Raw genomic sequence first — 13,665 nt, forward strand, 5'->3', positions numbered from 1 at the left:
CGCGGTGAACCTGCTCACCGCCGCCGGCACCACCGGCTGACCCGTCCGCAGTCCCCACCGGGGCCGGAGCCGCACGCAGCCCGCGTGCCGCTCCGGCCCCGCGGTCGTTCCAGGCCCCGCCCGGCGGGGTTCGGCCCTCGTCGGGCCGGGTCCAGCGCCTGCCCGGCCGGGTTCAGCCCGCGGCGGGCCGTGCCTGGGCCGCCGCGAGCTTCCGGCGCAGCCGCAGGATCATCAGGGTGCCGGCCGCCAGCGGGACGTACATCCAGCAGAAGGCCCAGCGGTAGGCATCGGCGGAGTAGCTGCCGGCCCCGGCCGGGGAGAGCGCGTCGAGCAGGACGCCGATGCCGAACAGGGTGATCATCGTCCCGATGAAACCGCCCATGTTGGCGATGCCGGAGGCGGTGCCGAGCCGGCCGACCGGGTTGTGGGCCCGGGCGTAGTCGAGGCCGACCAGCGAGGCCGGGCCGTTGCTGCCCATCAGCAGGATCAGCACGACCAGCAGGCCGGCCGGCGGGTGGGCGCCCGGCCAGGCCAGGGCGACCGCCCAGCCGGCGCCGGTGACGGCTATCACCGAGAGGGTGATCGGCATCCGGGCCTTCGTCGTCCGGGAGAGCAGCCGGCCGAACAGCAGCCCGAAGGCCATGTTGCTGAAGACCAGCAGGGTGAGCAGCCCGCCGGCCTGGCCGCGGGTCATGCCCTGGCCCTCGACCAGGTAGGGCAGCCCCCAGAGCAGGCCGAAGGCGTTGCCGGGGAACTGGGTGGTGAAGTGGACCCAGAGCCCGAGCCGGGTGCCGGGCTCCTGCCAGGAGTCCCGGATCTGCGACCGCACGGACGGCCTGGGGGCGGGCAGTCCGGCCGCGGGAACGGCGGGGAGGTCCGCCACGGCCGGGACGACGGGCAGTTCCGCCACGGTCGCCGCGGCCGGCCCGGCGCCCGGCCCGGTCGCGGGCGGGGCCTCCCGCAGGAACAGCGCGAGCAGGGCCGCCACCCCGATCCCGAGCAGCGCGGTGGTGGTGAAGGTGGCCTGCCAGCCCTCGCTGTGCAGGGCCTGGGCGAGGACCACGGTGGTGACCAGGTTGCCGCCCATCCCGGCCAGCCCGGTCAGCTGAGCCACCAGCGGGTTCTTCGCGGCCGGGAACCAGCGGGCGGCGATCCGCAGGACGGCGATGAAGGTCATCGCGTCGCCGCAGCCCAGCACCGCCCGGGAGGCCAGCGCGGGGGCGAAGGAGGAGCTGAAGGCGAACGCGAGCTGCCCGGCGCTGAGCAGCAGCACGCCGGTCAGCAGGACCTTGCGCGGACCGTGCCGGTCGATCAGCAGGCCGACCGGGATCTGCATGGCCGCGTAGACCAGCACCTGGAGGATGGAGAAGGTGGACAGCGCGGAGGCGCCGATGCCGAAGCGCTCGGCCGCGTCCAGCCCGGCCACCCCGAGGCTGGTCCGGTGGATCACCGCCAGGAAGTACGCGCTGACGCCGATCGACCAGGCGGCCCAGGCGGCGCGGCCGCCGGGCGGCGCGGCGGCGGCCGGCGGGTTCGGGCCGGCGGCCGGCGGGTTGGGTGCGGTGATCCTGGGACCGGGTACGGACAGCGGGCGGGCGGTACTGGCAGGGTCCACGCTCATAGTGGGGCCAGGTTAGTCATCCGGCCTTCCGAACCCGACCCCGGGGTCCGGGCACGAAGGATCCCGCTGCCCGGGGCCCCGCCCTCCCCGCCACCCTCCCGGCGGCCGGCCGCCGGGGCCCGCCGACGGGTCAGCCCTTGACCGTCCAGGTGACCGTCCGGGTCATGTAGCGGTCCCGGAAGGCCTCGTCCCGCACCCAGTCCGTGGTGTCCCGGACCACCGCCGTGACGGTGGCGGTGTGCCCGGACGGCAGGCTCAGCGCGGCGGTGTCCAGCGAGCCCCGGTCGGCGGGCGCCGGCTGCACCGGCACCCCGTCGACCCGCCAGTCGACCTGCAGCTGCCGGGCACCGTTCAGCGGCAGCGGACGGACCTCCAGGCGGGGCCGGCCGCTGACCTCGCCGGCCGGCGGCACCGGGCTGTCGGTGGGCGCGACCCGGCGGTAGATCTGCTCGATGATCGCCTCCCGGGAGGGCAGGTTGTAGGTGCCGCCCAGGGTGCGCATCACCGAGTCGGGGGTGGGCCGGTAGATGCCGTTGGCACTGCGGTACGCCCCGACCGTCCCGCCGCCGTCAGGGGACTGCACACCCAGCCAGCGCCACCACTTGACCTGCTTGCGGCGCATCTCGTCGGCGTTCTCGGTGGCCAGGTTGGGGTAGTCGGCGTCGTCGGGGGCGCTGTCGTACTCGTCGCCGAGGTCGCCGACCGTGTGCCCGATCTCGTGCTGGATGATCCGCCCCGCGTCGGGGCTGCCCCCGGCGAGGGTGGTCACCCCGGTGCCGCCGGCGCCGCCGTACTCGGTGGAGTTCGCCAGCGCGATCAGGTACTGCGGGCCCTCGCCGTCCCCGGCGTAGCGGGCGGTGGCGCCCTCGTCCGCGCAGAGCAGGCGGGCGGTGCCGTCGCACCAGAAGTGCATGCCCAGCGGGGTGTCGCTGTGCTGGTCGTGGCTCTCGCTCTCGGCGATGCCGGACACCGGGGAGACCACCTCGACCCGTCGTATGTTGAAGAAGCCCTGGTAGCTGCGGAACGGCTCGATCTCCATCAGGGCCTTCCAGGCCCGGTCCGCCTGCTGGCGGAACATCTCCTGCTCCGGGGCGGTGTAGCCGTCGCCGAGCAGGACGAGGGTGATCCGGTTGGCCGGGTCGCCGGTGCGGCGTATGTCGATGGTCGGGGCGGCGCCGACGGACCGGAGATCGGCCCGTTTCACCGCGTGCGGCGGCACCGCGCGGTCGGCCGGGGCACCGGCTCCGATCGCGCCGAAGGGCGCGGGGCCGGCCAGTTCCAGGGCGGCCGGGAGCACGGCGGTGGACAGCAGGACGAGCGCGGCCAGACTCCGGACGAGCCGGCCAGGGGTGCCAGGCGGCATACGAGTGCGTCCTAAGGGATCCGGTCACCCGGCGGGCGCTCGGGTGGGGGTCGCCAAGACGTACCCCCGGGGAGCGCCGCTCCCCAACCAGGAGAACCCAATGTCACTGGAGTGGCCGAAGATCCATCCCATCCCGGACATCCCAATGATTGGGCCGTCCGACTGACCCGAGCCCTACCGCCGCCGGCCGTCCCGAGCCGGACCGCGCCCGGCGCCGGGGTGCCGGGCGCCCTTGCGCCGGGGCCACCGGCAGGGCGGACGGCGCGGTACGGCACCCGTCCGGCGGTGCCGTACCGCCTCTGCGGCGCCCCTACCGGTCAGGCGGCGCCCCCGCGACCGGGGCCGGCCGGTACCCGGGCGTGCAGCAGGAGATGCGTCGCGACCCCCAGCAGGAGACCCCAGAAGGCCGAGCCGATCCCGAACAGCGACATCCCGGACGCCGTCGCCAGGAAGGTCACCACGGCGGCGTCCCGGCCCTGCTCCTCGGCGACCGCCGCCGCCAGGCTGCCCTGCAACGAGGCCAGCAGGGCGACCCCGGCGACCACCGCGACCAGCTCCTTCGGCAGCCCGGTGAACAGGCTGACCAGCACCCCGCCGAAGCTGCCGACCAGCAGGTACAGCGCCCCGGCGGACATGCCGGCCACGTAGCGGCGGCGCGGGTCGGGGTGGCTCTCCGGACCGGCGCAGATCGCGGCCGTGATGGCGGCGATGTTGACGCCGGGGGAGCCGAACGGGGCCAGCAGCACCGAGACACCGCCGGTCGCCCCGATCAGCAGCCGGTCGTCCGGCCGGTAGCCGAAGGCCCGCAGGACGCCGAGCCCGGGGGCGTTCTGCGAGGCCAGCGCCACGATGGTGAGCGGCAGCGCGAGGCCGACCAGGGACGGCCAGGAGAGCGCCGGGGCGGTGAGCACCGGCCGGGTCGGGCCGGCGGCCCCGCCCAGGTGCAGCGGCAGGCCGACGGTGACGGCCGCGAGCACCCCGCCCGCCACCAGGGCGACGGGCACGGCGTACCGGGGGGCCAGCCGCTTGGCCAGCAGGAAGGCCGCGAAGGTGCCGAGCACCAGGACGGGGGCCCCGCGCAGCGCGGTGAAGATCCCGGTGCCGAAGGAGAAGAGGATCCCGGCGAGCATCGCGTTCACGATCCCGGCCGGCACCGCCCGGATCAGCCGCCCGAACAGCCCGGTGATCCCGAACAGCCCGGTCACCACCCCGCTCACCAGGAAGGCACCGACCGCCTCCCGGTACGGGTAGGCGCCGAGGCTGGTCACCAGCAGGGCCGCGCCCGGGGTCGACCAGGCGGTGATCACCGGCATCCGGGTCCACCAGCTGAGCAGCAGGCAGGTCAGGCCGCTGCCGACCGACACCGCCCAGATCCAGGAGGCCGTGTGCGCCTGGTCGAGCTGTCCGGCGGCCGCCGCGGCGAGCACCACCACCAGCGGGCCCGAGAAGGAGACGGCGATGCAGACGAGCCCGGCCAGCAGGGCCGGGACGGAGACGTCCCGGCGCAGCGACCGGCGCCCGTCCTCGCCCGGAGGGTGCGCCACCGACTGCTCCGCGAGCTGCTGTTCGACCATCCCGGCAGTATCCCGGAGCGGGGTTCGCGAAGCCTCCGAAAAAACTTCCGGACCCACCTGCAACCCCCGGCGGGGATGGACGTCTGTAAGGGAGAAGGGCACGGAGAGCGAGACCGGCGCAGCCGGGGGGCGCGACTCCGCTCAGCAGGAGCGGGCCGGTCACCTTCACCCACACCGTCAGCACCACGTCCCTGGGGGAACACAGCATGCGCGCGTCCGGTATCTCCGCATTCACGAAGAACGTCCCCTCGCTCTCCCGTCGCTCCCGGGCCACCGGCCTGGCCGCCGCCCTGCTGCTGGCCGGCGCCGTCCAGGTACTCCCCGGCAACACCGCCTGGGCCTGCGGGGGCCCGGACAGCGCTCAGGCGGCGGCCCGGGCCGCCGACCCGGCCGTCGCCGCCGACAACTCCTTCGAGCTGCACGGACGGAGCGCCGAGGTCGCGTTCGTCGGCCCCGCGCCCGCCGCCCTGGTGGCCGGCGGCCCGGCGATCGAGTTCGGCATCGAGATCGCCAACTCCACCGAGGCCGACTACCGGCGGATCGCCCCCGGTCTCGGGTTCTTCAACGCCGCCGGGGCCACCCCCCGGCCCTCGCAGGTGACCGTCGAGGTGATGGCGCAGGGCCGGTGGAAGCGGCTCGCCATGAAGCCCGGGTGCGACCCGGCGATCCACTCCGACCCGGCCGGTCCCGGCGAGCCGCTGGCCGTCGGCCGCGCCGTCCGGTACACCTTCCGCGTCACGCTGGCGGCGGACGCGCCGAAGGACCTCGCGCGGCTGCAGATGTACGCGGGGGCCAACTTCGGCTCCGCCACGGCCGACCTCAAGGTGACCCGTCCCGTGAAGGCCGCCGCCCCCGGGTCCGGCGCGCCGGCCGCCAAGGCCGGCAGCGCGCCCGGTGGCAGGCCCGGCGCCGAGGCCGCCGGCCCGGCCGTCGAGCCGGCCGCCGGACGGGCCCCGGTGACCGGCGCCGGGACGACCGCCGGGACGGCCGCGCCGGCCGCGCCGACCGCGCCGACCGCCGGCACCGCACCCGCCGACGCCCCGGCCACCGAGCTGGCCCGGACCGGGGCCAGCAGCCCGAACGGCTTCCTGGCCGGCTCGGCCGCCGCTTTCGTCGCCCTCGGGGCCGGCGTCCTGATCGCCGTGCGCCGCCTCCGCAACCAGGGCTGAGACGGCCACGGCAAGCGGCAGGGCCGTACCCCCACGGCGGTGGGGGTACGGCCCTGCCGTGCTGTGCGGGTGATCAGCCCCGGGGTCATCGGCCCCGGGGTCATCGGCCCCGGGTGATCAGCCCCAGGTGATCAGGCGCTTCGGGCGCTCCAGCAGCGCGGCCACGTCGGCCAGCACCTTGGAGCCCAGCTCCCCGTCCACCAGTCGGTGGTCGAAGGAGAGCGCCAGCGTGGTCACCTGGCGCGGCACCACCTTGCCCTTGTGCACCCACGGCATGTCCCGGACCGCGCCGAAGGCCAGGATGGCGGCCTCGCCGGGGTTGAGGATCGGGGTGCCGGTGTCGACGCCGAAGACGCCCACGTTGGTGATGGTGACGGTGCCGCCCTGCATGTCGGCGGGCGAGGTCCGGCCCTGGCGGGCGGTGTCGACCAGCTCGCCGAGCGCCGTGGCCAGACCGGAGAGGGTCCGGGCGCCGGCGTCCTTGATGTTGGGCACGATCAGGCCGCGGGGGGTGGCCGCGGCGATGCCGAGGTTCACCTGCCCCTTGATGACGATCTCCTGCGCCGCCTCGTCCCACTGCGCGTTGATCTCGGGGTGCCGCTTGATCGCGGTCAGCAGGGCCTTGGCGACCAGCAGCAGCGGGCTGACCCGGACGTCCCGGCCCAGCTCGCCGGTCTCCTTCAGCCGCCGGACGAACTTCATCGTGCGGGTGACGTCGACCTGGACGAACTCGGTGACGTGCGGGGCGGTGAAGGCCGAGGCCACCATCGCCTGCGCGGTCGCCTTGCGGACGCCCTTGACCGGGATCCGCACGTCGCCACCGGTCACGGTCGCCGCCCGGTCGTCCTGGACCGCCTCGACCACGGGCGCGGCCGCCGGTGCCTGCGGGGCCGGGGCCACCACCGGCGCCGGCGCGAGGGCCGCGTGCACGTCCTCGCGGGTGATCACGCCGTCCGGGCCGGTCGGGACGACCGTCCGCAGGTCGACGCCGAGGTCCTTGGCGAGCTTGCGCACCGGCGGCTTGGCCAGCGGCCGGTCGCCGGCCGCCTGCTCGGGCAGCGCGACGGGCGCCGCCGGGGCGGGTGCGACCGGGGCGGGTGCGACCGGGGCGGGTGCGACCGGGGCGGGTGCGACCGGCGCCACCACGACGGCGGGGGCGGCCGGGGCCGCCGTGCCGTGGGAGGCGGTGCCGTTGGAGACGGCGACGGTCGTCTTGCGGGCCCGGCGCTGGGCGCCGCCGGTGCGCGGGCCGTAGCCGACCAGCACCTCGCGGCGCTCCGGCTCGGGGGCCTCGGCCGGCTCGCCCTGCACGGCCGGCGCGGGCGCCGCGGCGGCGGGGGCGGGTGCCCCGCCGGCCACCGCGACCGTGATGATCGCCGTGCCGACGTCGACCGTCGCGCCCGCGGGGAAGAACAGCTGCTCGACCGTCCCGGTGAAGGGGATCGGCAGCTCGACCGCGGCCTTGGCGGTCTCCACCTCGCAGACGATCTGGCCGTCGGTGACGGGATCGCCGGGCTTGACGTACCAGGTCAGGATCTCGGCCTCGGTGAGGCCCTCCCCGACGTCCGGCATCCTGAACTCGCGGAGCGAGCGAACTTCGGTGGTCATCATCGCTCCTTGGCTCAGTACGCGAACGAGCGGTCGACGGCGTCGAGCACACGGTCCAGATCGGGCAGGAACGCCTCCTCCACCCGGGAGGGCGGGTACGGCGCGTGGAAGCCGCCGACCCGCAGGACCGGCGCCTCCAGGTGGTAGAAGCAGCGCTCGGTGAGCCGGGCGGCCAGCTCGGCGCCCATGCCGAGGAAGACCGGCGCCTCGTGCACCACGATGGCGCGGCCGGTGCGCTTGACCGAGGCCTCCAGGGCCGCGAAGTCCACCGGGGAGAGCGAGCGCAGGTCCACGACCTCCAGGCTGCGGCCGTCCTCCTCGGCCGCCGCGGCGGCGTCCAGGCAGACCTTGACCATCGGGCCGTACGCGATCAGCGTGGCGTCCGTGCCGCCGCGGGCGATCCGGGCGTCGTGCAGCGGCAGGTCGGCGGCGTCGCCGACCTCGCCCTTGTCCCAGTAGCGGCGCTTGGGCTCCAGGAAGATCACCGGGTCGTCCGAGGCGATCGCCTGGCGCAGCATCCAGTGCGCGTCGTGCGCGTTGGAGGGGCTGACCACCCGCAGGCCGGCGGTGTGCGCGAAGTACGCCTCGTGCGACTCGCTGTGGTGCTCGACCGCGCCGATGCCGCCCGCGTACGGGATCCGGACGGTGACGGGGAGCTTGACGTGCCCCAGCGCGCGGGCGTGCATCTTGGCGAGCTGGGAGACGATCTGGTCGAAGGCCGGGTAGACGAAGCCGTCGAACTGGATCTCCACCACCGGGCGGTAGCCGCGCAGCGCGAGGCCGATCGCGGTGCCGACGATGCCGGACTCGGCGAGCGGGGTGTCGATGACCCGGCTCTCGCCGAAGTCCTTCTGCAGTCCGTCGGTGATCCGGAAGACGCCGCCGAGCTTGCCGATGTCCTCGCCCATCAGCAGCGTCTTGGGGTCGTTCTCCAGCGACTTGCGCAGGGCCTCGTTGAGCGCCTTGGCGATGCTGAGCTGACCGGCCATCAGAGGTTCTCCCCGCCCTCGAAGGAGGCCGCGTACGCGACGTACTCGGCCCGTTCCTCGTCGACCAGCGTGTGCGGCTCCGCGTAGACGTGGTCGAAGATCAGGGTCGGGTCCGGGTCCGGCATCGAGCGCACGCCCTCGCGCACCCGCAGGCCCAGCTCCTCGCTCTTGGCCTCGACCGAGGCGAAGAACGCCTCGTCGGCGAGGCCCTCGCGGTCCAGGTGCGCCTTGAGGCGGGAGATCGGGTCCTTGGCGCGCCAGGCCTCGGTCTCCTCGGCGAGCCGGTAGCGGGTGGGGTCGTCCGATGTGGTGTGGGCGCCCATCCGGTAGGTGAAGGCCTCGACCAGCACCGGGCCGTTGCCGCTGCGGGCGTGGTCCAGGGCCCAGCGGGTGACCGCGAGACAGGCCAGCACGTCGTTGCCGTCGACGCGCACGCCGGGGAAGCCGAAGCCGGAGGCGCGGCGGTACAGCGGGATCTTCGTCTGGTTGGTGGTCGGCTCGGAGATCGCCCACTGGTTGTTCTGGCAGAAGAAGACGACCGGCGCGTTGTAGACCGAGGCGAAGGTGAAGGCCTCGCTGACGTCGCCCTGGCTGGAGGCGCCGTCACCGAAGTAGGCGATCACCGCGTCGTCGGTGCCGTCCTTGGTGATGCCCATCGCGTACCCGGTGGCGTGCAGGGCCTGCGCGCCAATCACGATGGTGTAGAGGTGGAAGTTCTTCTCGTTCGGGTCCCAGCCGCCGTGGTTCACGCCGCGGAACATGCCGAGCAGGTTCAGCGGGTCCACGTCCCGGCACCAGGCGACGCCGTGCTCGCGGTAGGTGGGGAAGGCGTAGTCGCCGGTCCGCATGGCGCGGCCCGACCCGACCTGGGCGGCCTCCTGGCCGAGCAGCGAGGCCCACAGGCCGAGCTCGCCCTGCCGCTGCAGCGAGGTGGCCTCGGCGTCGAAGCGCCGGACGAGGACCAGGTCGCGGTAGAGGTCGCGGAGCTCCTCCGGGGTGGTGGTGAGCGGATAGTCCGGGTGCTCGACCCGCTCCCCCTCAGGGGTCAGCAGCTGGATCAGCTCCGGCTGGGCTCCCGAACCCGCGGGGAGGTTGTCAGGTACGGCCGGGGCGGCCTTCTTGCGCGCCCTTGCCGTGCTTTTGACGGTCACGTTCACTCCTCGGTCTGTCCGGCCGCCCGGGGTCGCCGGTGACCGGTCCGGTCACCGCCTCGCGAGGCGCGCTTGGGTGTGCGCACCGGCTGCGGGGCAGGTGGTGATCCTCTTCCGACGGCGTACCTCACGAGAACGTTACCCAGCGACCGCCCTTGGCGCGCTTGCGCTAGGACGTCCTAGTTGTTCACGTCCGGGAGCGGCAGGTGTGGCGCAGCTCTCACGGTGGTGCCGTGCAGGACACCTGCGCACGCTATCCGGGCAGCGGGCTCCGCGTAAGGGGGTAATGGGGATCGGTTTTTTCCGGCCCGGCACCGGGTAACGGGCCGCGCACCGGCGGTGCGCGGGCGCGGCGGCGGCGCGGGGCGGGCGCCGTACGGGCGGTGCGCGGGCGGAGCGGTGGTGCGCCCCGGGGCGGGCGACGGGTCTCCGGGCATCCGGTATGGGACTCTTTGGACGTGACGACAAACGGACATATCAGAGTATTTCTGCTCGACGACCACGAGGTGGTCCGGCGGGGCGTCCACGACCTGCTGTCCGTCGAGGGCGACATCGAGGTGGTCGGCGAGGCCGGCACCGCCGCCGAGGCCCTCGCCCGGATCCCGGCCGTGCACCCGGACGTCGCCGTGCTCGACGTCCGGCTGCCGGACGGCAACGGCGTGGAGGTCTGCCGCGAGATCCGCTCCCGGCTGCCGGACATCAAGTGCCTGATGCTCACCTCGTTCTCGGACGACGAGGCGCTCTTCGACTCGATCATGGCCGGCGCCTCCGGGTACGTGCTCAAGGCGATCCGCGGCACCGACCTGATCACCGCCGTCCGGGACGTCGCGGCCGGCAAGTCGCTGCTCGACCCGGTCGCCACCAGCCGGGTGCTGGAGCGGCTCCGCGAGGGCGGCGAGAAGCAGGACGAACGGCTCGCCCAGCTCACCAAGCAGGAACGCCGGATCCTCGACCTGATCGGCGAGGGGATGACCAACCGCCAGATCGGCAACGAGCTGCACCTGGCCGAGAAGACCGTGAAGAACTACGTCTCCAGCCTGCTGGCCAAGATGGGCATGGAGCGGCGCACCCAGGCCGCCGCCTTCGTCGCCCGCCACCAGGCCGACCAGAACCACTGAGGCCGGCCCCGGCGGGGTTCGCTTCAGAACACTGACGGTTTGTCAAGGACCCCCGGCGGGGGGCCCTACGCTCTGGCCGTGACTCCACAATCACTCTCGGCCACGGCCGCCGCCCTCCGGCCCCCCGCCCCCCGGCAGCCCCTCGCTGGGGCACTGGCCTGCGCCCCGGCCCGGCCGGACCTCCACGCCCCGCCGATAGGGACCCTCAGCCCGCCCGTGCCGCCGTCCGTACTGGCCACCGTCCTGCGGTCCTACCGGGTGGGCCCGCCGCTGGAGACCGTGCCCGTCGCCGAGGGACTGCTCAACCGTGGCTACCGCGTCACCACCGCGACCGGTTCCTACTTCCTCAAGTGCTACGTGGACGCCGCCACCGCGAGCCGGCCGGTGATCGCCGGACAGCACCGCGCCACCGCCGGGCTGCACCGGCGCGGACTGCCGGTGGCCCCGCCGCTGGCCGCCGCCGGCGGCCGGACGGTGACCGCGCACGGCGGCCGGCTCTTCGCGCTCTTCCCCTGGATCGAGGGCCGGCACCGGCACGGCACCGACCTGGACCTCCCGCAGTGCGAGGCGCTCGGTGCGCTGCTCGCCCGGCTGCACGGCGCGCTCGACGAGGTCTGCGCCGCCCGGCCGCAGCCCGCCGGGTACCGCAGCGCCGATCCGCGCGACAGCGCCCGGCTGGCCGCCGCCCTGCGCCTGCGGGCCCGCGAGCGGCAGCCGTACGGGGCCTTCGACGCCCTGGCCGAGCAACGGCTCACCGAGCGGATCGAGCTGCTGGCCGAGCTGGCGCACCGCCGCCCTGCGCTGGACGCGGCCCCGCCCACCGGCTGGACCCACGGCGACTTCCACGGCCTCAACCTGCTGCACCGGCGCGGCCGGGTGGCGACCGTCCTCGACTGGGACAAGCTCGGGCCGCAGCCGCGCGCCGAGGAGGCGGTGCGCGCCGCGACGCTGCTCTTCAACCACCCGCTGACCGGGATGCTCGACCTGGTCCGGGTGCGCCGCTACTCGCAGGCGTACCGGGCGGCCGGCGGGGCCCGCCCGGAGGAGATGGCGGCGGCCGCGCACCGGGTCTGGTGGGAGCGGCTGAACGACTTCTGGATCCTGCAGTGGCACTACCAGCGCGGCGACCACCGGGCCGACCCGCTGTTCCCGGCCTCGGCGGGTCAGCTGGCGTGGTGGTGCCAGGAGTACGAACAGGTCCTGGACGCCTTCACCAACTGACCCGGCGGCGGCTCAGCCGCCCGCGGGCGGGCTGGCCGGCGGGGCCGTCGTGACCGGCGGGTGGGCGCTGCCGCTCGACGAGGGCGTCGCCCCGCCCGTCGAGGTCGCCGTCCCGGACGAGGTCGGCGAGGCGGTGGCCGTCGGCGACTTGGTGGCCGTCGCGCTCGGCGACAGCGTCGGCGACGGCGTGCTGTGCCGGGTCGGCGCCGTGGTCTGCACGAAGGTCTGGTTGTCGCTCGGCGCCTGGGTCTGCCTGGTCGCGGACGGCGAGGGCTGCGCCGACGGCGAGTTCTGCGTCACCTCCGGGGCCGACGTGGTGGTCACCACCGGGCCGGTGGGGACGTTCCCGTTGTCGTTGTTGCCGGCCTGGACGGCGACGGCGATCCCGATCCCGGCCGCGACCAGCACGGCGACCACACCGGCCACCCACCCCCACGGACCGCGGCGGCGGCCGTCGTCGTCCCCGTCGCCGTCACCGCCGTTCGGCCCGCCCGGGCCCTGGTAGGGCCCCGAGGGGGTCTGGTAGGGAGAGGCGGCCTGGTAGGGCAGCGCGGTGGTGGGGTCGCCCTGGCCCATCGGCCCGAACGACTCGGTGATCGCGGTACCGCCGCCGGGCGGGGTGCCCTGGCCGCCGTAGCCGCCGGTCCCCGGGCCGGGGAAGGCGCCGCTGTGGCCCTGCCCGGCGGCGGCCAGCCCGGCGGCCGCGGCGGCGGCCGCCGCGCCCGGGTAGCCGGCCCCGGCGGCGCCGTGCAGCTGGCGCAGCGCGTGCTGGACGTGGGCGCGGAACTCGTCGGCGTCCTGGAAGCGGTCGTCCGGGTTCTTCGCCAGCGAGCGCAGCACCAGGGCGTCCAGCCCGGCCGGCACCCGGTGGTTGGCCTGCGAGGGCGGCACCGGCGCGTCCTGGACGTGCTGGTAGACCACCGAGAGCGGGGTGTCGCCGGTGAACGGCGGCCGCAGCGTCAGCAGCTCGTAGAGCATGCAGCCGGCCGCGTACAGGTCGGAGCGGTGGTCGACCGCCTTGCCGAGCGCCTGCTCGGGCGAGAGGTACTGCGGGGTGCCCATGACCATGCCGGTCTGGGTCATCGTGCTGGCCGCGCCGGTGAGCGCGCGGGCGATGCCGAAGTCCATCACCTTGACCGCGCCGCCGGTCGTGATGATCACGTTGGCGGGCTTGATGTCGCGGTGCACGATGCCGTGCCGGTGGCTGTAGGCGAGCGCCTCCAGGACCCCGGCGATGATGATCAGCGCCTGGTCGACCGGCGGGGCCTCCTCGTCCACCAGCAGCTCGCGGACGGTGCGGCCCTCGACCAGCTCCATCACGATGTACGGCGTGGACTCGCCGCCGCCGTCCGGGCCGCCGCTGCCGTGCTGCTCCTCGCCGGTGTCGTAGACGGCGACGATCGAGTGGTGGTTGAGGCCCGCGACGGACTGCGCCTCGCGGTTGAACCGCAGCCGGGCGATGTCGTCCTGGGCCAGCTCGGGACGGAGCAGCTTGACGGCGACCGTCCGGCCGAGCCGGACGTCCTGGGCGGCCAGCACCTCCGCCATGCCGCCGCGGCCGAGGCGGTGGGTCAGGCGGTAGCGGCCGTCGCCGACGGTGCCGAGCGGCGCCGTGCTGCCCCGGCCCGGAGTGTGCGGTCCCGCACCGGGGGTCGGGATGGCGGCGGTCGGCCCGGTGGCCTCACGTGCGGCCTCGTCCCGGCCGGCGGCGCCGTCCCCCTCGCCGTCGCCAGGATGCTGCGTGTGTGCCATCGCTCCTCGCCCCGGGCCTTCGCTCGGATCGCGGTCGCCCTGTCGCTACGTAATCCCTAGAACGCTACCGCCTCGGACAGCCTGCGTGGAACGGCCGCC

10 protein-coding genes are annotated in these 13,665 nt (G+C 74.9%); 3 read left to right on the forward strand and 7 right to left on the reverse strand.

The window, feature by feature from the left end; translation table 11 throughout:
* Nucleotides 1-172 precede the first annotated feature (172 nt).
* The 3 genes from IE329_RS36240 to IE329_RS36250 form a co-directional block, all read right to left on the reverse strand.
* Nucleotides 173-1,621: an MFS transporter gene (locus tag IE329_RS36240; RefSeq protein WP_190215308.1), complete on the reverse strand. Its 1,449-nt coding sequence runs from the start codon at nucleotides 1,619-1,621 to the stop codon at nucleotides 173-175.
* A gap of 130 nt (nucleotides 1,622-1,751) precedes the next feature.
* Nucleotides 1,752-2,984, reverse strand: a complete 1,233-nt coding sequence (locus tag IE329_RS36245) for a M64 family metallopeptidase (protein ID WP_190215309.1) — start codon at nucleotides 2,982-2,984, stop codon at nucleotides 1,752-1,754.
* Nucleotides 2,985-3,301: 317 nt separating this feature from the next.
* Nucleotides 3,302-4,558 (reverse strand): benzoate/H(+) symporter BenE family transporter, encoded by a 1,257-nt coding sequence (locus tag IE329_RS36250; protein ID WP_190215310.1) that lies wholly within the window; start codon nucleotides 4,556-4,558, stop codon nucleotides 3,302-3,304.
* A 206-nt stretch (nucleotides 4,559-4,764) separates the two neighbouring features.
* Here IE329_RS36250 and IE329_RS36255 point away from each other — a divergent pair, with 206 nt between their 5' ends.
* The gene (locus IE329_RS36255; protein ID WP_190215311.1) at nucleotides 4,765-5,727 is read left to right on the forward strand and encodes a hypothetical protein; all 963 of its coding nucleotides are present in this window, start codon (nucleotides 4,765-4,767) and stop codon (nucleotides 5,725-5,727) included.
* A gap of 117 nt (nucleotides 5,728-5,844) precedes the next feature.
* On the opposite strand, the gene IE329_RS36260 is transcribed toward IE329_RS36255, so the two are convergent.
* Genes IE329_RS36260 through pdhA form a run of 3 tightly spaced genes read right to left on the reverse strand, consistent with a single transcriptional unit; the run spans nucleotide 5,845 to nucleotide 9,475 of the window.
* Nucleotides 5,845-7,335, reverse strand: coding sequence for a dihydrolipoamide acetyltransferase family protein (locus IE329_RS36260; protein WP_190215312.1), 1,491 nt, complete (start codon nucleotides 7,333-7,335; stop codon nucleotides 5,845-5,847).
* A 14-nt stretch (nucleotides 7,336-7,349) separates the two neighbouring features.
* Complete coding sequence (locus IE329_RS36265; RefSeq protein ID WP_073929172.1) at nucleotides 7,350-8,324, reverse strand: alpha-ketoacid dehydrogenase subunit beta; 975 nt, start codon at nucleotides 8,322-8,324, stop codon at nucleotides 7,350-7,352.
* Entirely contained in the window at nucleotides 8,324-9,475 is a 1,152-nt protein-coding gene (gene pdhA / locus IE329_RS36270; protein WP_373311408.1) for a pyruvate dehydrogenase (acetyl-transferring) E1 component subunit alpha, read from the reverse strand. Before pdhA ends, IE329_RS36265 begins: the two co-directional genes overlap by 1 nt.
* Nucleotides 9,476-9,933: 458 nt before the next feature.
* Between pdhA and IE329_RS36275 the strand changes: the two genes are divergently transcribed.
* Together IE329_RS36275 and IE329_RS36280 are read left to right on the forward strand one after the other, a co-directional pair.
* Nucleotides 9,934-10,593, forward strand: a complete 660-nt coding sequence (locus tag IE329_RS36275; RefSeq protein WP_190215314.1) for a response regulator — start codon at nucleotides 9,934-9,936, stop codon at nucleotides 10,591-10,593.
* Between the two features lie 216 nt (nucleotides 10,594-10,809).
* The gene (locus IE329_RS36280; protein ID WP_229928041.1) at nucleotides 10,810-11,814 is read left to right on the forward strand and encodes a phosphotransferase; all 1,005 of its coding nucleotides are present in this window, start codon (nucleotides 10,810-10,812) and stop codon (nucleotides 11,812-11,814) included.
* Nucleotides 11,815-11,826: 12 nt separating this feature from the next.
* Here IE329_RS36280 and IE329_RS36285 read toward each other — a convergent pair whose 3' ends face one another.
* On the reverse strand, nucleotides 11,827-13,566 hold the full coding sequence (locus IE329_RS36285; RefSeq protein WP_190215315.1) for a protein kinase domain-containing protein: 1,740 nt from the start codon (nucleotides 13,564-13,566) through the stop codon (nucleotides 11,827-11,829).
* Nucleotides 13,567-13,665 lie beyond the last annotated feature (99 nt).

Source organism: Kitasatospora indigofera (assembly GCF_014655955.1).
GTDB classification, from domain to species: domain Bacteria; phylum Actinomycetota; class Actinomycetes; order Streptomycetales; family Streptomycetaceae; genus Kitasatospora; species Kitasatospora indigofera.